17 protein-coding genes and 1 tRNA gene are annotated in these 18490 nt (G+C 71.6%); 8 read left to right on the forward strand and 10 right to left on the reverse strand.

The window, feature by feature from the left end:
- The first annotated feature begins 43 nt into the window (after window positions 1–43).
- A complete protein-coding gene (locus ACZ4UB_RS06980) occupies window positions 44–1228 on the forward strand; it encodes a cytochrome P450 family protein (protein WP_468068752.1) in 1185 nt (394 codons plus the stop codon).
- A gap of 235 nt (window positions 1229–1463) precedes the next feature.
- Here ACZ4UB_RS06980 and ACZ4UB_RS06985 read toward each other — a convergent pair.
- From ACZ4UB_RS06985 to galU, 7 genes are all read right to left on the reverse strand, one after another.
- Window positions 1464–1537 (reverse strand) — tRNA-Ala (locus tag ACZ4UB_RS06985).
- Between the two features lie 66 nt (window positions 1538–1603).
- Window positions 1604–2665 (reverse strand): divisome protein SepX/GlpR, encoded by a 1062-nt coding sequence (gene sepX, locus ACZ4UB_RS06990; RefSeq protein ID WP_468068756.1) that lies wholly within the window; start codon window positions 2663–2665, stop codon window positions 1604–1606.
- A gap of 195 nt (window positions 2666–2860) precedes the next feature.
- Window positions 2861–3472: a GNAT family N-acetyltransferase gene (locus tag ACZ4UB_RS06995; protein ID WP_468068759.1), complete on the reverse strand. Its 612-nt coding sequence runs from the start codon at window positions 3470–3472 to the stop codon at window positions 2861–2863.
- Window positions 3473–3489: 17 nt separating this feature from the next.
- On the reverse strand, window positions 3490–3978 hold the full coding sequence (locus tag ACZ4UB_RS07000; protein ID WP_354380554.1) for a MogA/MoaB family molybdenum cofactor biosynthesis protein: 489 nt from the start codon (window positions 3976–3978) through the stop codon (window positions 3490–3492).
- A 92-nt stretch (window positions 3979–4070) separates the two neighbouring features.
- On the reverse strand, window positions 4071–4550 hold the full coding sequence (gene moaC, locus ACZ4UB_RS07005; protein ID WP_330330888.1) for a cyclic pyranopterin monophosphate synthase MoaC: 480 nt from the start codon (window positions 4548–4550) through the stop codon (window positions 4071–4073).
- Between the two features lie 73 nt (window positions 4551–4623).
- On the reverse strand, window positions 4624–6000 hold the full coding sequence (gene glp, locus ACZ4UB_RS07010) for a molybdotransferase-like divisome protein Glp (protein WP_468068763.1): 1377 nt from the start codon (window positions 5998–6000) through the stop codon (window positions 4624–4626).
- Window positions 6001–6004: 4 nt separating this feature from the next.
- Window positions 6005–6907 carry a UTP--glucose-1-phosphate uridylyltransferase GalU gene (galU, locus tag ACZ4UB_RS07015; RefSeq protein WP_354380489.1) on the reverse strand — a complete coding sequence of 301 codons (903 nt, stop codon included), beginning with the start codon at window positions 6905–6907 and terminating at the stop codon, window positions 6005–6007.
- A gap of 95 nt (window positions 6908–7002) precedes the next feature.
- Here galU and ACZ4UB_RS07020 point away from each other — a divergent pair, with 95 nt between their 5' ends.
- Window positions 7003–7608, forward strand: coding sequence for a 5-formyltetrahydrofolate cyclo-ligase (locus ACZ4UB_RS07020; protein WP_468068765.1), 606 nt, complete (start codon window positions 7003–7005; stop codon window positions 7606–7608).
- Window positions 7609–7642: 34 nt separating this feature from the next.
- Here the strand turns inward: ACZ4UB_RS07020 and ACZ4UB_RS07025 are convergent, their stop codons facing one another.
- Window positions 7643–10513, reverse strand: a complete 2871-nt coding sequence (locus tag ACZ4UB_RS07025) for a penicillin acylase family protein (RefSeq protein WP_468068767.1) — start codon at window positions 10511–10513, stop codon at window positions 7643–7645.
- A gap of 190 nt (window positions 10514–10703) precedes the next feature.
- On the opposite strand from ACZ4UB_RS07025, the gene ACZ4UB_RS07030 reads away from it, so the two are divergent.
- The 6 genes from ACZ4UB_RS07030 (at window position 10704) to mscL (ending at window position 16822) form a co-directional block, all read left to right on the forward strand.
- A complete protein-coding gene (locus ACZ4UB_RS07030) occupies window positions 10704–12260 on the forward strand; it encodes a potassium/proton antiporter (RefSeq protein ID WP_468068933.1) in 1557 nt (518 codons plus the stop codon).
- A gap of 351 nt (window positions 12261–12611) precedes the next feature.
- Window positions 12612–13940: an MFS transporter gene (locus tag ACZ4UB_RS07035; protein WP_468068769.1), complete on the forward strand. Its 1329-nt coding sequence runs from the start codon at window positions 12612–12614 to the stop codon at window positions 13938–13940.
- Window positions 13941–14007: 67 nt separating this feature from the next.
- Entirely contained in the window at window positions 14008–14337 is a 330-nt protein-coding gene (locus tag ACZ4UB_RS07040; RefSeq protein ID WP_468068771.1) for an FmdB family zinc ribbon protein, read from the forward strand.
- A gap of 169 nt (window positions 14338–14506) precedes the next feature.
- Window positions 14507–15370, forward strand: a complete 864-nt coding sequence (locus ACZ4UB_RS07045; protein ID WP_468068773.1) for an S-methyl-5'-thioadenosine phosphorylase — start codon at window positions 14507–14509, stop codon at window positions 15368–15370.
- Between the two features lie 258 nt (window positions 15371–15628).
- Complete coding sequence (locus ACZ4UB_RS07050) at window positions 15629–16207, forward strand: hypothetical protein (protein WP_468068775.1); 579 nt, start codon at window positions 15629–15631, stop codon at window positions 16205–16207.
- 123 nt (window positions 16208–16330) lie between these two features.
- Window positions 16331–16822: a large conductance mechanosensitive channel protein MscL gene (mscL, locus tag ACZ4UB_RS07055; protein ID WP_468068777.1), complete on the forward strand. Its 492-nt coding sequence runs from the start codon at window positions 16331–16333 to the stop codon at window positions 16820–16822.
- 1 nt (window position 16823) lies between these two features.
- Here the strand turns inward: mscL and ACZ4UB_RS07060 are convergent, their stop codons facing one another.
- Together ACZ4UB_RS07060 and ACZ4UB_RS07065 are read right to left on the reverse strand one after the other, a co-directional pair.
- On the reverse strand, window positions 16824–17030 hold the full coding sequence (locus tag ACZ4UB_RS07060) for a hypothetical protein (RefSeq protein WP_354380481.1): 207 nt from the start codon (window positions 17028–17030) through the stop codon (window positions 16824–16826).
- A 31-nt stretch (window positions 17031–17061) separates the two neighbouring features.
- Window positions 17062–18489 (reverse strand): NarK family nitrate/nitrite MFS transporter, encoded by a 1428-nt coding sequence (locus ACZ4UB_RS07065; RefSeq protein WP_468068779.1) that lies wholly within the window; start codon window positions 18487–18489, stop codon window positions 17062–17064.
- Between the last annotated feature and the right edge of the window lies 1 nt (window position 18490).

The following is an 18490-nucleotide window of genomic DNA, read 5'->3' on the forward strand; positions in this document are numbered from 1 at the left end:
GCCGGACTCCGGCCCCGATCCGGGCCGCCCTAGGGTGGGTTGCATGAACCTCCAGGGCGAGTCCGTCGGCGATCCGCACGTCACCAACCGGCACCTGCGCGACGCGGCCCCGGTGCACCGCGTTCCCGGCCCCGGGCCCGGCGGCAGACCCGTCTGGCTGGTCACGCGCTACGACGACGTGCGCGCGGCGCTCGCGGATCCGCGCCTCTCCCTCGACAAGAAGAGCTCCACGGGCGGCGGCTACCAGGGCTTCTCGCTGCCGCCCGCCCTCGACGCCAACCTGCTGAACATGGATCCGCCCGACCACACCCGCCTGCGCAAGCTCGTGGGCCGGGCCTTCGGCCCCCGCCGGGTCGCGGAGCTACGGGCCCCCGTCCGCCGGACCGCCGACCGCCTCCTCGACGCCCTCGGCCCGCACGGCACCGCGGACCTGATCCCGGCCTACGCGGCGCCGCTACCGATCACCGTCATCTGCGAACTGCTCGGCGTGCCCGAGGAGCGGCGCACGGACTTCCGCGCCTGGACCGACGCGCTCGTCGCCCCGGACCCCGCCCGCCCCGCGGCCGCCAAGGAGGCGGTGGGGGCGATGCTGGCCTTCTTCGTCGAACTCGTCGCGCACAAGCGCCGCCACCCCGCCGACGACCTGCTGTCCGACCTGATCGCCGTCCGGGACACCGACGGGGACCGGCTGAGCGAGGACGAGTTGGTCTCGCTCGCCTTCCTGATCCTCATCGCCGGCTACGAGAACACCGTCCAGCTCATCGGCAACGCGGTCCACTCCCTCCTGAGCCACCCCGAGCAGCTGGCCCGGCTGCGCCGGGACCCGTCGAAGCTCCCGGCGGCCGTGGAGGAACTCGCGCGCCACGAAGGGCCGGCGCTCGTCGCGATCCGCCGCTTCCCGACCACCGACGTGTCCATCGGAGGCACCACCGTCCCCGCGGGCGAGACGGTCCTGCTGTCCCTGGCCGCCGCCAACCGCGACCCCGCGCGCTTCGAGGGCCCCGACGCGCTCGACATCGACCGGGACGCCTCCGGCCACCTGGCCCTGGGGCACGGCATCCACTACTGCCTGGGCGCCCCCCTCGCGCGCGCCGAGACCGAGATCGCCCTGGCCGCCCTCCTCGACCGCTTCCCCGAGCTGCGCCTGGCCGCCCCGCACCCCCGGTGGCGCCCGTCCACCCGCGCCCGCGGCCTGGTCGAACTCCCGGTGACGTACCGCACGACCTAGACCCTGCCCCCGCCTGTGCTCCCGGCACACGTACGCCGAGTGCGCCTCGCCGAGGGCCCGTTACCCGCGCCCGAGGTCAACTCCGGCTTCGCCGGCGGGGTCAGCCACCACCTGCACGGCTCCGCCGCATCGCGGCTCACCGGGATCTCGGCCACAAACGCCGAGATCCCGCCCGGTCTTTCGACCGGACGGGATCTCATGACGTTCTCGGGAGCAACCCGCGAACTGTCGTTTGTGGACCTGTGGGGATTTGAACCCCAGACCCCCTCGATGCGAACGAGGTGCGCTACCAGACTGCGCCACAGGCCCTTGCGACGTGTGAAACATTAGCATCCCATCCGGGGTGCACGGAAATCCGTTGTCCCGCAGGTCACGTCACTCGTTCGCGGCGCGCGGGCGGTCGTCGCCCTCGTACTGGTCGAAGAGCGGAGTGCGGCCGCGGTCGCGGCTGCGGCGCGGGGTCGGCGGGGTCGCCCTCTGGTCCGCGCGCGGGTCCGGGACGGCCGCGTGGGGCGCCGTCTGCTGGTGCGGCTGCTGGGCGCGCAGGCGGGGTTCCGTCGGCTCCGCCGCGCTGGAGCGCGAGGAGCTCCAGGCGTCCGGGGACGCCGGGCCGGTGGCCCGCGGGGCCACGGGGGCCGTCACGTACGTCGGCAGCGGGACCGGGACCGGCTCCCAACTGTCGCCGCGCGCCGGGCCCCGCTCACGCTCGCGCTGCTGGTCCACCCACTCCGCGTGGTCGGTCTGCTCGACCAGGGCGCGCCGGCCGGCCTCCTGCGGAGAGACCGGTGGCGCGGGGTCCGGTTCGGAGCCCGCGGCGGCCTCGGGTTCGCGGCGCCGGGGGCGGTTCTCGCGCAGCCGCCGGGCGGCGGTCTCGGCGCGGCGCCGGTCCATGGTGAAGACGAACCGCCGCCGCTCCTGCACCCGCAGGTGCACGATGTACGCGCTCAGCAGGATCGCGGGGACCGCCGGGGCCCAGAGGTAGCGCAGCCCGCCGACGGCGGCGACGACCGCGCCGAGGGTGAAGACGAGGAAGAGCATCGCGGTGGTGCGCCGGCGCCGGGCGAGGACCTGGAGGCGCTGTTCGCGCCGGGCGCGCTCGGCGCGGTCCGCCCGTTCGGCGGTCGCGCTCCGCGGTTCCGCCCTGGTTCTGGGCACGGCATTGACCCGGGCGTCGGCGTCGACGGAATTCACTTTCTCCGTCGCGGCGTCCGGGTCCGCGTGGTGCCGGGCTTCCGCCTCCTCGTCACCGCGCTCACGCAGCTCCTTGGCGTAACGGCGCTCCATTCCCGCCCGGCCGGAAAGCAGCCGGATGGCGGTGGAGAAGCGTTCCGTCGGACGGGCCTCGTTCAGCTCGTCCTGCCTCCGGAGCCACATGGGCACCAAGTAGGCGGCCCAGGCCCCCACGATGACTGCGTAGATGAGGCCGCTGCTGCTCACACCCCACACCGTAGAGGGGTACGGCCGGAGGCATCCGCCAATTGGGCCGGTGTGTCGCACGATCCGGCTGATATCACGGACTTTTTTTGTGATTCTTCGGATCAGGTTATGGAAACTCCGGCGTTTATTCGAACCCTTATTCGAATAAGCGGGTCTTGGTTGCCAATGGCGACCATTGACCGCCCGGCGCCGGCGCTATTTCTGCGGCGGAGCGTGCCCGTGACGTTCGCGGTGCCAGCGGTTCAGCAATCCGTCCCGCACCTCCTCCGCCGTCAGCGCGAAGACGAGGTGGTCCCGCCACGCGCCGTCGATGTGCAGGTAGCGCGGCCGCATGCCCTCCTCGCGGAAGCCGAGCTTCTCCACGACCCGCCGGCTCGGCCCGTTCTCGGGCCGGATGCACACCTCGACGCGGTGCAGCCCGACCTGGCGGAAGCAGTGGTCCACCGCCAGCGCCACCGCGGTCGGCATGACGCCCCGCCCGGCCACGTCGCGGTCCACCCAGTAGCCGACGTGGCCGGCGCACATGGAGCCCCAGGTGATGCCGGCGACCGTCAGCTGCCCGACGAGGCGGCCCTGGTACTCGATGACGAAGGGCAGCATCCGGCCCGCGTTCGCCTCGGCCCGCAGGTGGCGGACCATCTGGCGGTACGTCGGCCGCTGCACGGCCGGGCCCCAGGGCGCGGCCGGCGGAATGGTGGCCTCCCACGGCCGCAGCCACTCGCGGTTGCGCCGGTTCACCTCGCGCCAGGCACGCTGGTCACGGACTTTTATCGGCCGGAGCGTGACATCGCCGTCCGCCAGCACCACCGGCCAGGTGGGTCCGTTCAGCTCGGGCTCCCGGGTCTGGGATGGTCGCCGCCCCGGATCTGGTCGACGGCGTGGAGCAGGATGCGGTCCAGGACGCTCAGGCCGTCCCGTACGCCGCCGGTCGAGCCCGGCAGGTTGACGATCAGCGTGTGCCCGGCGACGCCCGCCAGGCCCCGGGACAGGGCCGCGGTCGGCACCTTCGCCAGGCCCTCGGCGCGGATCGCCTGCGGGATGCCGGGGATCTCGTAGTCCAGGACCCGAGCGGTGGCGTCCGGGGTCCGGTCGGTGGGCGAGATCCCGGTGCCGCCGGTGGTGAGGATGACGTCGTACCCGGCGGCCACGCCCTCGCGCAGGGCCTGTTCGACGGGGTCGCCGTCGGGCACCACGCGCGGGCCGTCCACCGCGAAGCCGAGCCGGGCCAGGGCGTCCGCGAGCAACGGGCCGCCCTTGTCGGCGTACACGCCCCGCGAGGCGCGGTTGGAGGCGGTGACGACCAGGGCGCGCAACGGCGCCCGCTCGCCCTCCGGCGCGCCGGAGACGTCCGCGACCGGGCCGTGGCTGTGACTGTGACTGTGGACCTCGCCGCCGCGCGGGGGGTTCACGCGCGGTTCCAGTCGCCGGACTTGCCGCCGGTCTTCTCCTCCACCCGGACGTCGGTGATGACCGCGCCCTTGTCGACGGCCTTGACCATGTCGATCACGGTGAGTCCGGCGACCGCGACGGCCGTCAGCGCCTCCATCTCGACGCCCGTGCGGTCGGTGGTCTTGACGGTGGCCAGGATCTCCACGGCGTCGTCCGTCACCGACAGGTCGACCTTGACGCCCGAGACGGCGAGGGGGTGGCACAGCGGGATCAGGTCCGGGGTGCGCTTGGCCCCCATGATCCCGGCGATCCGCGCGGTGGCCAGGGCGTCGCCCTTGGGCACGCCCTCGCCCCGCAGCAGTTCGATCACCCGGGGCGAGACGAGCACCCGTCCGCTCGCGCGGGCCGTCCGCGTCGTGACGTCCTTCTCCGAGACGTCGACCATGCGGGCCGCGCCGGCCTCGTCGATGTGCGTCAGCCTGCTCTGCGTGCTCATAAGTGCGTGCCGCTCCCGTCCGGGCCCCGCAAGGGCCTGTGTGGTGCAACACGCTACCCGCACCGGGCGGGGTTCAGCCGAGCAGGACCACTTCCAGCTCGCTGCCGGGCTCCACCGAGGTGACGTCCTCCGGCACCACCATCAGGGAGTCCGCGTGCGCGAGCGCCGCGATCAGGTGCGAGCCCGATCCGCCGACCGGGCTCACGGTCCCCCGCTCCGGGTCGTGCTTGCCGCGCAGGAACTGGCGGCGCCCACCCGGCGAGCGCAGCGCCTCGTCGGCTTCGAGCACCGCGCGGACCACCGGGCGGTGCGGGTCCGCCGCGGGCAGGCCCATCAGGGCCCGGATCGCCGGCCGGACGAAGAGTTCGAAGGAGACGTACGAGGACACCGGGTTGCCGGGCAGCGCGAGCAGCGGGGTCGCGTCGGGGCCGACCGTGCCGAAGCCCTGCGGCTTGCCGGGCTGCATGGCCAGCTTGCGGAAGTCGACCCGGGTGGCGTCGACGTCGCCCTCGCCGGCAGCGCCGTCCACGCCGTCGACGCCCGCGCTGCCGGTGGACACGGACGTCAGGGCTTCCTTCACCACGTCGTACGCGCCGACGCTGACGCCGCCCGTCGTGACGATCATGTCCGCCCGGATGAGCTGGTCCTCGATGGTCGAACGCAGGGTGTCGGCGTCGTCGGCGACCGCGCCGACCCGGTAGGCGATGGCTCCGGCGTCCCGGGCCGCGGCGGCCAGCGCGAAGCTGTTGGAGTCGTAGATCCGGCCCTCGGTCAGCGGTTCGCCGGGCTGGACCAGCTCGCTGCCGGTGGACATGACGACGACCCGGGCGCGCGGGCGCACCCGGACGGTGCCGCGTCCGATGGCGGCCAGCAGGGCGATCTGCGGCGGGCCGAGCACGGTCCCGGCGCGCAGCGCGAGGTCGCCCGCCTGTACGTCGCTGCCGCGCGCACGGACGTGGGCGCGGGCCTCGGCGGCCCGGTGGACCCGGACCTCGCCGCGCGCGCCCTCGGGGGCCTCGCTGGCCGGGGTCATCCCCGCGGCCGCGCCGCCACCCGTACCGCCGTCGGTCCACTCGACCGGTACGACGGCCTCCGCGCCCGGGGGCAGCGGGGCACCGGTCATGATCCGGGCGGCCTCGCCGGGGCCCACGGTGGGCAGCTTCCCGCTGCCCGCCGCGACGTCCCCGATGACCGTCAGCACCGCGGGGAACTCCTCGCCCGCACCCTGGACGTCGGCCACACGGACGGCGTACCCGTCCATGGAGCTGTTGTCGAAGGGCGGGAGGGCGACGGGCACGGTGACGTCCTCGACCAGGACACAGCCCTGGGCGTCCAGCAGCTGGAGCTCGATCGGCTCCAGCGGTCGGATCGCGGCGAGGACGTCCGCGAGGTGCTCGTCGACCGACCACAGACGCTGCTGGTCGGTGGCCTGCGGTGCTGAACTGGTCAAGGTGCTACATCTCCTCCGTGACGTAACTGTGAAGCCAGGTGCGGAACTCCGGGCCCAGGTCCTCGCGCTCGCACGCGAGGCGGACGATGGCCCGCAGGTAGTCCCCGCGGTCCCCGGTGTCGTAGCGACGGCCCCGGAAGACCACGCCGTGCACCGGGCCGCCGATGGACTCGTCGGCGGCCAGCTTCTGCAGGGCGTCGGTGAGCTGGATCTCCCCACCGCGGCCCGGCTCGGTCTCCCGCAGTATGTCGAAGATCGCGGGGCTGAGGACGTACCGGCCGATGATCGCGTAGTTGCTGGGCGCTTCGTCCGCGTCCGGCTTCTCGACGAGGCCGGTGATCTTGACGATGTCGTCGTCGCCGGTCTTCTCCACGGCGGCGCAGCCGTAGAGGTGGATGGACCGGGGGTCCACCTCCATGAGCGCGATGACGGTGCCGCCGGTGCGCTGCTGGAGGTCGACCATCTGCTGGAGGAGCGGGTCGCGCGGGTCGATCAGGTCGTCGCCGAGGAGGACGGCGAAGGGCTCGTCGCCCACGTGCGGGGCGGCGCACAGCACGGCGTGACCGAGTCCGCGCGGGTCGCCCTGCCGGACGTAGTGCATGGTGGCCAGGTCACTGGACTCCTGGACCTTCTTGAGCCGGTCGTCGTCGCCCTTGGCGATCAGGGCCGACTCCAGCTCGTAGTTGCGGTCGAAGTGGTCCTCCAGGGGCCGCTTGTTACGCCCAGTGATCATGAGGACGTCGTCGAGACCGGCCGCGACTGCCTCTTCGACCACGTACTGGATGGCCGGCTTGTCCACAACCGGGAGCATTTCCTTCGGGGTGGCCTTCGTCGCCGGGAGGAAGCGAGTGCCGAGGCCCGCGGCCGGGATGACGGCCTTCTTGATCACGGGGTGCAACTGAGTCATGGGCAGAACGATAGTCGGTGGCTCTGAACGTCTTGCGAACACCCGGGTGAATTGTTCCGCACTTGTCCTGAAATAGAAGGGTCTGAGAACCAGCTGTGGTACAGAACCGTTCCAATAAAGCGGAGTTGCGGCGCTCACTTCTGGCCGCCCGCCGCGCCCTGCCCGACGAGACCCTGCGCAGGTCGGCCCGCGCGCTGGCCGAGCGGGCGCTCGACCTGCCCGAGCTGGCCGACGCCGGCTCCGTGGCCGCGTACGTCTCCATCGGCTCCGAACCCGGCACCCGGGACCTGCTCGACGCGCTGCGCGGGCGCGGGGTCCGCGTGCTGCTGCCCGTCCTGCTCCCGGACAACGACCTCGACTGGGCCGCGTACGAGGGCCCCGCGAGCCTGGCCGCGGCCGCCCGCGCCGGGAAGATGACCCTGCTGGAGCCGGCCGGCCCGCGGCTGGGTCCCGACGCGGTCACCGGCGCGGACGCGGTGCTGCTGCCCGGGCTCGCGGTGGACGGGCGCGGGATGCGGCTGGGGCGCGGCGGGGGCTCGTACGACCGGGTGCTCGCCCGGCTGGAGCGCGCGGACGCCCATCCGGCGCTGGTCGTGCTCCTCTACGACGAAGAGGTGGTCGCGCGGGTCCCGGAGGAACCGCACGACCACCCCGTGCACGCCGTGGTCACCCCGTCGGGGGTGCGCCGCTTGCGCCCCTAGAAGGAGCCCTTTAGAAGGGGCCCCGAGAAGGGCTTCACGGCTTGAGCGTCAGCGTCTCGACCGTCGCCTTGGCGACCGCCTCCTTGCCGAAGGCCCAGTCCAGCAGCTCGCCCTTGGCCCACATGTCCGTCTGGTCGGTGTAGTGGTCGGCGTACGCGTGGCCCGAGGCGCCGGTGAGGTTGATCCACTTCGACTTGTCGAGGTCGTTGAGGTTCACGACCATGCGCATCGAGGGGACCCAGGTCACGTCGTAGCCGCTGGAGGCGTTCCAGCCGGTGGCGTTGACCGTGGCCTCGCCGCCGCCCAGGTTCCAGGGACCGCGGTTGAGCAGCCACTTCATGAAGCCGGGGCCCTCGGTGCCGATCGTCTGGTTCTTCAGCGTCAGCTGGTGCAGCCGGCCCCAGCTCCAGCTGGACTGGTCCTTGCCGAGCTTGGCCGTCAGCTCCCAGCGGGCGTCCTTCATGGCCCGCGCGAAGAGCTCGTCGCGGGTGGTGGTCGCCTTGTCCGAGTACAGGGCGGGCGACTGCCACCAGGCGGACTTCTCGTCCTTGACCAGCTTGCGGACCACCTCGAACCAACGGTCGCCGCCGTCGGGCTGCGCCGAGTCCGAGTCGCGCTCGCCGCACTCGCGGACCACCGTGGCGAGGTCGTCCGCCGGGCCCGTGCCGTTGCCCTTGACGTTCATGCAGCTGCCCTTGACCCGCAGCTCCTTCGGCATCTTGTCGCCGAAGGACAGCTTGAGGATGTTGCGCCAGACCGCGTTGAAGTAGGCGGCCGCCGCCGAGTCGGGCTCCTGCGTGTAGTTCCAGCCCTCCAGCAGCTTCTGGGCGGAACGCACGTCCGGGTCCGAGACGGGGATCTTGGTCAGCATGGGGGCGAGCAGCGTGGCGATCTCGCTGCTGTTGTCCGTCTGCATGGTGCGCATGTCGTCGGTGGAGATCTTGCCGCTGTCCTTGATCTTCGCCTCGATGAGGTCGTTGATCCGCTGGCTGCGGGCGCCGTAGCCCCAGTCGGTGGTCAGCGTGTACGGGTACTTGCCCGCGCCGGTGCCGCTCTCGATGACCGCCTGGTTGGCGGTGACGACGTAGCCGCGCTGCGGATTGAACTCGGAGGGCAGCTCGTTCTGCGGGACGTAGCCCTTCCAGCCGTACTTCGAGTCCCAGCCCGGCGCCGGCATCCGACCGTCGCCCGTGGTGCGCAGCGGGATCTTGCCCGGGGCCTGGTAGCCGATGTTGCCCGTCGCGCCCTTGTTGTCGGCGTAGATCAGGTTCTGGGACGGGACCTCGAAGTCGGCGGCGGCGGCCCGGAAGCTCGGCCAGTCCTTCGCCCGGTTCATCTTGAAGACGGCGTCCATCGACTTGCCCGCGTCCAGGGCGGTCCAGCGCAGGGCGACGCCGTAGCCGTTGCCGCGGTCGGGGGCCGTGCCGCCGACCGGGGCGCGGGCGCCGACGGTGCCCAGCTCGTCGCTGCGGTCGGAGACCAGCGGACCGTTGTTCGTGGTCCGTACGGTGATCTTCTTCGAGGTGCCGCCCGCGATCTTGATGACCTCTTCGCGGGTGGTGAAGGGGAGCACCTTGCCGTCGTAGACGTAGCCCTCGGGCTTGATCTGCTCCAGGTAGAGGTCGGTCACGTCGGCGCCGAGGTTCGTCATGCCCCAGGCGATGTCGGCGTTGTGGCCGATGACCACGCCGGGCATGCCGGAGAAGGAGAAGCCGGCCACGTCGTACTGGCAGGACGCCGAGGCCGTCCGGCAGTGCAGGCCCATCTGGTACCAGACCGAGGGCAGCTGCGGGGCCAGGTGCGGGTCGTTCGCGAGCAGCGGCTTGCCGGTGGTCGTGTACTTGCCCCCGATGACCCAGGAGTTCGATCCGATGCCGCTGCCGTTGGGACCGAGCAGGGCGGGGATCTGGTCCAGGGTCGAGGCCAGCGAGGTGAGCTGGTTGCGCAGGCCCGCGCTGGCGCCCTGGACGGTGGTGTTGTCCACGGCGCTGGTGTTGGCGGAGGTGTTCGATCCGTTGGCGGCGGGGCCGGAGGAGGTGGATCCGGTGCCGGTACCCGTGCCCGTGCCGGTGCCGGTGCCGGTGCCGGTACCCGTGCCGGACGTCGAGCCCGTGCCGGAGGTCGAGGCCGTGCCCGAGCCGCCCTGGGTGGTGAACTTGCCGCCGTCGACCTTGCCGCCGTCGACGATCGACTTGTTCCGGTCGAAGGGGTACGGCGGGTACAGCTCGTCGATCTGGGCCTGCGTGAGCTTGCCGGTCATCAGCGAGCGGTCGATCTCTTCCTGCATGTTGCCGCGCAGGTCCCAGGCCATCGCCTTGAGCCAGGCCACGGAGTCGACCGGGGTCCACTGCTCGGGCTTGTAGTCGTCGCTCAGCTTGAGGGCGGCGTGCTCGACGGAGAGGTCCTTGCCGGACTTGCCCTTGAGGTACTCGTTGACCCCGTCGGCGTAGGCCTGGAGGTACTTCTTCGTCTCGGGTGAGAGCTTGGTGTCGTACTCGCTCTGCGCGACCTGCCGCCAGCCCAGCGTGCGCAGGAAGGCGTCGGTCTCGACCTGGCCGGCCCCGAACATCTCGGAGAGACGGCCGGAGGTCATGTGGCGGCGTACGTCCATCTCCCAGAACCGGTCCTGCGCGTGCACGAAGCCCTGCGCGCGGAAGAGGTCCTGGTCGGTGTCGGCGTAGAGCTGCGGGATGCCCTTGGCATCGCGCTTGACCTCTACGGGCGCGGTGAGTCCGGCGAGCTTGAGGGTGCCGGTCGTCTGCGGGTAGGAAGCGCGCAGCGTGTCCGCGCTCCAGTACGCCCCGTAGCCAAGGCCCGCGACGAGCGCCAGCACCAGCGTGAGCACGATCAGACGGGCGCGTCGTCCCTTCTTCTTGACGGAAGGGGCGGATTCTTTGGCGGGCATCGCTGTCCTTCGCGGGGCAGGGTGGTCCTGGAGTGCTGGAGCAACCATAGGCGCAGGGCGCCCGGGAGTGATCCGCGAGGGGTCCCGGCGGCTGGCAGCAGGGGCGATGGCCGTTTCACAATGTGAGTAGACCGTCAAGAAATCGTCAAATATTAGGTAAGGTAACGAAGTACTTGCCGCCGGAGCAACGATCCGGCAGGCGCTCCGAGGGAAGGATCGCCCGCTGACTGTCCACCAGCTCAATGAGCTTCTGCTGGTCTGCTCGCTCGTGCTGCTCATAGCCGTCGCGGCGGTGCGCATCTCCTCGCGCAGCGGGCTCCCCAGTCTGCTCATCTACCTCGGCATAGGCATCGCGATAGGCCAGGACGGCATCGGCAACGTCGTCTTCGACAATGCGGAGCTGACGCAGGTCATCGGCTACGCGGCCCTCGTGGTGATCCTCGCCGAGGGTGGTCTGGGCACGAAGTGGAAAGAGATCAAGCCGGCCCTGCCCGCCGCGATCGTGCTCTCGCTGGTCGGCGTCGCGGTCAGCGTGGGCGTCACGGCCGCCGGGGCGCACTACCTGGTGGGGTTGGAGTGGCGCCAGGCGCTGCTGATCGGAGCCGTCGTCTCCTCGACGGACGCCGCCGCCGTCTTCTCCGTCCTGCGCAAGGTGCCCTTGCCCGCGCGGGTGACCGGCGTCCTGGAAGCCGAGTCCGGCTTCAACGACGCCCCCGTGGTGATCCTCGTCGTCGCCTTCGCCACGGTCGGGCCGGTGGACGACTGGTACGTACTGCTCGGGAAGATCGCCCTCGAACTCGCCATCGGCGTCGCGATCGGCCTGACCGTGGGCTTCCTCGGGGCCTACGGCCTGCGGCACGTGGCGCTCCCCGCCTCCGGCCTCTACCCGATCGCCGTGATGGCGATCGCCGTGACGGCGTACGCGGCCGGGGCGATGGCCCACGGCTCCGGCTTCCTCGCGGTCTACCTGGCGGCGATGGTGCTGGGGAACGCGAAGCTGCCGCACTGGCCCGCGACCCGGGGGTTCGCGGACGGGCTCGGCTGGATCGCCCAGATCGGCATGTTCGTGCTGCTGGGCCTGCTCGTCACCCCGCACGACCTGGTCAACGACTTCTGGCCGGCGGTGATCATCGGCCTGGTGCTGACGATGGTGGCGCGCCCGCTGGAGGTCTTCCTGAGCCTGCTGCCCTTCCGGCTGCCGTGGCAGGAGCAGGCCCTGATGTCCTGGGCGGGGCTGCGCGGCGCCGTCCCCATCATCTTGGCCACCATCCCGATGGTGTCCGGGATCGAGGGCAGCGACCGGGTCTTCAACATCGTCTTCGTGCTCGTCGTCGTCTACACCCTGGTGCAGGGGCCGACGCTCCCCTGGCTGGCCCGCACGCTCAAGCTCGGCGACCAGGGGCCCGGGGCGGCCGACCTCGGGATCGAATCGGCGCCGCTGGAGCGGCTGCGCGGACACCTGCTGTCCTTCGGCATACCCGAGGGCTCGCGGATGAACGGCGTCGAGGTCAGCGAGCTGCGGCTGCCCGCCGGGGCCGCCGTCACGCTGGTGGTGCGGGACGAGAAGAGCTTCGTACCGCTGCCCGCCACCGTGCTGCGGCGCGGGGACGAGCTGCTGGTGGTCGCGACGGATCCGGTGCGCGACGCCACGGAGGTCCGACTGCGGGCGGTGGCCCGGGGCGGCAAGCTGGCGGGCTGGCTCGGGACGGGTGGGTCGACCGCGGTCACCCACCGGGGTCCGAAATAGGACAGGTTCGATGCCGAGTGGCTGGTTCTGCCCTGTTTTCAGGGGGAGCGGAAGGCGAAGTTCCCGTTAATCGCAGGTGAAGAGATGCGATGTCGCCGCAATCACAGGGCGCGATGGGCGGTGTGCCTGTACCATGAAGGCACACCATATCGAACCAACTCTGTCTGACGCAGAGCTGGCGCGACCGCTCGGCGGCCGTGGCACCCTCCCGCAGTGGGGCGCCCAGGTATCACTCGGTTCGGCGCAAGAGGACAGCTCTCGGGGCTCCCACATGTACGGGTGCGACTCGCTCACAAGGCGCCGCACCGTCCGCAGTCGGGGAGTTCTACCAGGCAGCGGAAAGGCAAGGCCGTGACATCCGCGGTCACGACCGAGAAGTCCCGCCCCGGCTACGGCCAGCTCCTGCGCACGCCCGGTGCCCTCAGCTTCCTGATCCCCGGCTTCGCCGCACGGCAGCCCTTCGCGATGCTCACCATCGGCATCGTCCTGCTCGTCCAGCACACCACCGGCTCCTTCGGTGACGCCGGCATCATCGCCACCGTCACCGGCATCTCGATGGCGCTGTTCGCCCCGCAGATCGGCAAGCTCGCCGACCGGCGCGGCCAGAGCGCCGTCCTGATCCCCACCGTCATCGTGCACGCCGCGTCCGTCGTCGGCCTGACCTCGCTGGCCCTGCTGGACGCACCGCTGTGGGCCCTCGCGCTCGCGGCGGTCCCGGCCGGCGCCTCGGTCCCGCAGGTCGGCCCGATGGTCCGGGCCCGCTGGGCCGCCAAGCTCGAAGGCTCGCCGCTGCTGTCGACGGCCGCCGCCTGGGAGTCCGTCACCGACGAGCTGACCTTCGTCGTCGGCCCGGTGCTCGCGACCTTCCTGTGCACCACCGTCCACCCGTCGGCCGGTCTGCTCACCGAGGCGGGCCTGACCCTCATCGGCGGCCTGCTCTTCGCCGCGCAGCGCGGCACCCAGCCCAAGCCGGTGCCCCGCCTCGCGGGTGGCGAGAAGCACGCCTCGGCGCTGTCCTTCCCGGGGCTCCGCGTCCTGATCGTCGCCTTCGTCGGCATCGGCGCCGTCTTCGGCGGCATGCTGATCTCGCTCGCCGCCTTCTCCGAGGAGATCGGCAACCCGGGCGCGAACGGCCTGCTCTACGGCATCTTCGCGGGCGGCAACATGATCGCGGGCATCGCCTGCGGCACGATCGCCTGGAAGATCGGACCGCGCCGGCGCCTGATCCTCGGCTACGTCGGCCTGACCGCCGCCGCGTCGGTGCTGTGGACCGTGAACTCGGTCTTCCTGCTCGGCGCGCTCGGCCTCGTCGTCGGCCTGTGCATCGCCCCGGCCCTGATCACCGGCTACACGATGATCGAGCAGCTGGTCCCGGCCGCCTCGCGGACCGAGGCCTTCACGGCGCTGACCGGAGCGGTCGCCTTCGGGCAGGCCGCCGCGGTGACCGTCGCGGGCCGTCTGACCGACGCCCACGGATCCTCGTACGGGTTCCTGGTCCCGGCGGCGGCCACCGCGCTGGCGCTGCTGACCCTGCTGGCGCTGCGCTCCAAGCTGGCGCCGAAGGCTCCGAGCCGGGTCATCAGCTCGTCGCAGAGCCCCTCGAACACGTCGACGTCGGGGCCGTCCGCCCGGGTGAACGAGCGTGTCGTCGGTCACCGCGTACCGGTGACGGTGGACTGATCGGCCGGAATACGTCACCATGGAACGTCGTTAGCACTCATTGAGTGAGAGTGCCAGGAGGAAATTCGTGCCGACCTACCAGTACCAGTGCACCGAGTGCGGTGAGGGCCTTGAGGCCGTGCAGAAGTTCACCGATGACGCACTGACCGTGTGCCCGAGCTGTGACGGACGCCTGAAGAAGGTGTTCTCCGCGGTCGGCATCGTCTTCAAGGGCTCCGGTTTCTACCGGAACGACAGCCGCGGCTCCTCGTCGAGCAGCACGCCGGCCTCCAAGCCCGCGTCCTCGACGACCGCGTCCGCTCCGGCGGCCTCGGCTTCGTCGTCCTCCTCGACGTCGTCGACTTCGACCTCGTCGTCGAGCGGTTCCTCCAGCAGCGGCACCACCTCCGCCGCCTGACGTCGTTCCGCGCGGCACCACGTGCCGTGCAGCACCACGCTTAGCGAAGGGCCCCGCCACCGGTCACCACCGGCGGCGGGGCCCTTCGTGCGTCCGCTCCCCGGGTCCCCCGCACGAGTGATCCACAACCCCCCGCGAGGGTTCGGCGGGCTGCCTTTAGGGTGGGGCCATGGCGAACGCAGAGATCGGTGTCATCGGCGGCTCGGGCTTCTACTCCTTCCTGGAGGACGTGACCGAGATCGAGGTGGACACCCCGTACGGCAAGCCCAGCGACTCCCTCTTCCTCGGCGAGCTGGCCGGCCGCCAGGTCGCCTTCCTGCCCCGCCACGGCCGGGGCCACAAGGTCCCGCCGCACAAGATCAACTACCGCGCCAACCTCTGGGCCCTGCGCTCCGTGGGCGTCCGCCAGGTGCTCGGCCCCTGCGCGGTGGGCGGCCTGCGCCCGGAGTACGGCCCGGGCACCCTGCTCGTCCCCGACCAGCTGGTCGACCGTACGAAGTCCCGCGTCCAGACCTTCTTCGACGGCGAGCCGCTGCCGGGGGGCACCTCCCAGGCCGGAGGCTCTGGGGGAGGATCCGTCCCGAACGTCGTGCACACCACCTTCGCCGACCCGTACTGCCCCGTGGGCCGCGCGGCCGCCCTGGCCGCGGCGCGGGGACGGGACTGGGAGCCGGTGGACGGCGGCACCATGGTCGTCATCGAGGGGCCGCGCTTCTCGACCCGCGCCGAATCCCGCTGGCACGCGGCGGCGGGCTGGTCGGTGGTCGGCATGACGGGCCACCCCGAGGCCGTCCTCGCTCGCGAACTGGGCCTCTGCTACGCCTCGATGGCCCTGGTCACCGACCTGGACGCGGGCGCGGAGACCGGCGAAGGCGTGTCCCACACCGAGGTCCTGCGGGTCTTCGGCGAGAACGTCGGCCGGCTGCGCGAGGTCCTCTTCGACGCGGTGGCGGCCCTCCCGGCGACGGAGTCGCGCGACTGCCTGTGCACGCACGCGCACGACGGCTGGGACCTGGGCATCGAACTGCCGTAGCGGGCGGGAGCGCGGCGGCGGGCCGGATCGCGGCGGCAGGAGCGCGGCGGCGGGCCGGATCGCGGCGGCAGGAACGCGGCGGCGGGCCGGATCGCGGCGGCAGGAACGCGGCGGCGGGCGGGATCGCTCGTGTGGGTGACGGGGTTGTCCACAACCTGGGGATCGTCCACAGGCCGGAGCGGGATCCGGCGGACGGGCGGATCGTCAGGGGGGTCCGGGCAGATCGTCCGGGCTCACCTGACGAAGGGTGTGACGGTCATGTCCGCTTCTCCTTACGCTCGTTCCTCCTCCTCTTCCCCCGGCGCCGCCGGTGTCGGCAGCGCCACCGACCGCGGCTCTGCCACCGTCTGCGGACCCGTGCACGCCGTTCCGGCCTTCGCCCCGCTCCGGGTGGGCCGGAGCGGGGACCGGCTGCGCAGGGCGGTGCGGCGCAGGCGGCGGGTGGTGGGCGCGGGGCTCGCCGTGGCGGCGGCCGCGCTGGCCGCCGCCGCCGGGGCCGAGGCCAGGGCCTCGCGGGCCGCGTCTCCACCACCGCCCCCGGTGGCCTCCGCCGCCGGGCGGGCCGTTCCCGCACCCCTGGTCTCGGCGCCGGTGCGGATCGCGGACGCGGCGACGGTCAAGCTCTTGCGGGTCGGGGACCGGGTGGACGTGGTGGCCGCGGAACGGGACGGTCCGCCGCGGGTGCTGGCGGAGGCGGCCCGGGTCGCCGAAGTGCCGCCCGGGGAGCGGGGCGTGGGGGACGCCGGGGCGCTGGTGGTCCTGTCCGTGCCCCGGGACACCGCGCGGGCCCTCGTGGGCACGGGCACGGTGGCGCGATTGGCCGTGACCCGATGCTGACTCGTACACACACCCGATCAAGTCGCCTGATGGTGCGCACCGATTGGACAGGCCGGGCCCGGACTGCCGTAGTTTTCGGAACGGTTGGCTCCGAGTGCAGTACGAGCGAAATGAGATGCAGTGGTGAGCGAGAAGAACCCCGGCCTCCTGGCAGGCTTCAAAGCCTTCCTGATGCGCGGCAATGTGGTCGACCTCGCGGTGGCCGTGGTCATCGGTGCGGCGTTCACGAACATCGTGAACTCGGTGGTCAAGGGCATCATCAGCCCGCTGGTCGGCGCGATCGGCACGAAGGACCTGGACAAGTACTCGTCCTGCCTGAAGAGCCCCTGCGAGACCAACGCGACGGGCGAGGTCGTCTCCGGCATCCCGATCATGTGGGGCTCGGTGCTGAATGCGACGCTCAGCTTCCTGATCACCGCGGCCGTCGTCTACTTCCTGATGGTGCTGCCGATGGCGAAGTACCTCGCCAAGCAGGAGCAGCGGCGCAGGGCCAAGGAAGGCGTCCAGGAGACCATGGAGATCAGCGAGCTGGAGGTCCTCAAGGAGATCCGCGACGCGCTCGTCTCCCAGCGGGGCGGGGGCGCGGCCGGTCAGGGCCGGGACGGCTCGGCCTGACTCAGATGTGGTGCGGCGGCTTCTCGTCGAGGAAGCGGGCCAGGTCGGCCGCGCTGTCCGCGGCGGGGGGCCGTTCTCCCCAGCCCCGGTCCGTGTCGTCCGAGGACTGCCGGTCCAGCGGGTCGCCGAAGTCCAGCTTCGGCTTCGGCTTCGGCCTGGTCCCGGCGGGCTGGGGCGACTGCGGGCCGGAGGCGGGGGCGGTACTCATGCCTCAAGGGTACGGCCGCCCCCGCGGCGGCTCAGCTGGGCGCCTCGGCACCCTTGCGGGCGTAGAACCACCAGCAGACGGCCAGGCAGGTCGCGTAGAACCCGATGAAGATCCACAGGGCGGTCGTCACCTGGAGGTTCGCGAACATCGCCGGGATGAAGAAGAAGCCGTAGGCGGCGATCGCGGAGGAGAAGCCGGTGACCGCGCCCGCCTCCATCTCGGACTGCTTGAGGGCCGCAGCCTGCGCCTCGGGGCCCCGCCCCTCGGCCTCCTTCGCGTGCTGGTCCCGGAAGATGACCGGGATCTGCCGGAAGGTCGAACCGTTGCCCAGGCCGGAGAAGAAGAAGGCCACCAGGAAGCCGATGAAGAAGGTCCAGAAGCTCCCCTGGTCGCCGCCGGAGGGCAGCGCGAAGATCACCACGACCAGCGCGGCCGCCATGCCGACGAAGGAGAGCATGGTGACCCTGGCGCCGCCCATCTTGTCCGAGAGCCAACCGCCGGCCCAGCGCATGATCGCGCCGACGAAGGGTCCGATCCAGGCATAGGTGGTGGCCTGGTAGCCCTGGGTCTCGAAGTTGTTCTTGATGAGCAGCGGCAGGCCCGCGGCGAAGCCGATGAAGGACCCGAAGGTGCCGACGTAGAGCCAGGTCATCAGCCAGTTGTGCTTGCGCTTGAAGATGATCTTCTGCTGGCTGAAGGGGGCCGCGGCCACCTTCAGGTCGTTCATCAGGAACCACGCGAGCAGCGCCATGATGACCAGCAGCGGCACCCAGAGGAACGCGCCGTTCTGGAGCCAGATGTCGGTGTTCTTCTTGGCGTCGTGCTGCGGGCCGCCGGCGGGTGCGCCGAGCACGGCCGCGGTGACCACCAGCGGGGCGACCAGCTGGACCACGCTGACGCCGAGGTTGCCGAGGCCGCCGTTCAGCCCGTTGGCGCTGCCCTTCTCCCGTTTGGGGAAGAAGAAGCCGATGTTGGCCATCGAGGACGCGAAGTTGGCGCCGCCGATGCCGCAGACCGCCGCGATCAGGGCCAGCTCCCAGTACGGGGTGCCCGTGTCCTGGAGCGCGAAGCCCAGCCAGAGCATCGGGGCGACCAGGACCAGCGTGCTGAGCGCGGTGAACTTCCGCTCGCCGAAGATCGGCCCGATGAAGGTGTACAGGATCCGGAAGGTGCCGCCGGTGATGCCGGGGATGGCGGTCAGCCAGAAGAGCTGGGACTTGGAGAAGCCGAAGCCGACGTCGCCCAGTTTGACGACGGTGACCGACCAGACCTGCCAGACCACGAAGCCGAGCATCAGCGCGGGGATCGAGATCCACAGGTTGCGCTGGGCCACCTTGCGGCCGGTGGACTGCCAGAAGGCGTCGTCCTCGGGGCGCCAGTCGGCGATGGTCGAGCCGGGCTTGTAGCTCTCGGCCCGGTGCGAACGGGGCGCCGGTGTGACGGGGGTGGGTATGGACATG

The organism is Streptomyces sp. NPDC028419 (genome assembly GCF_055565515.1).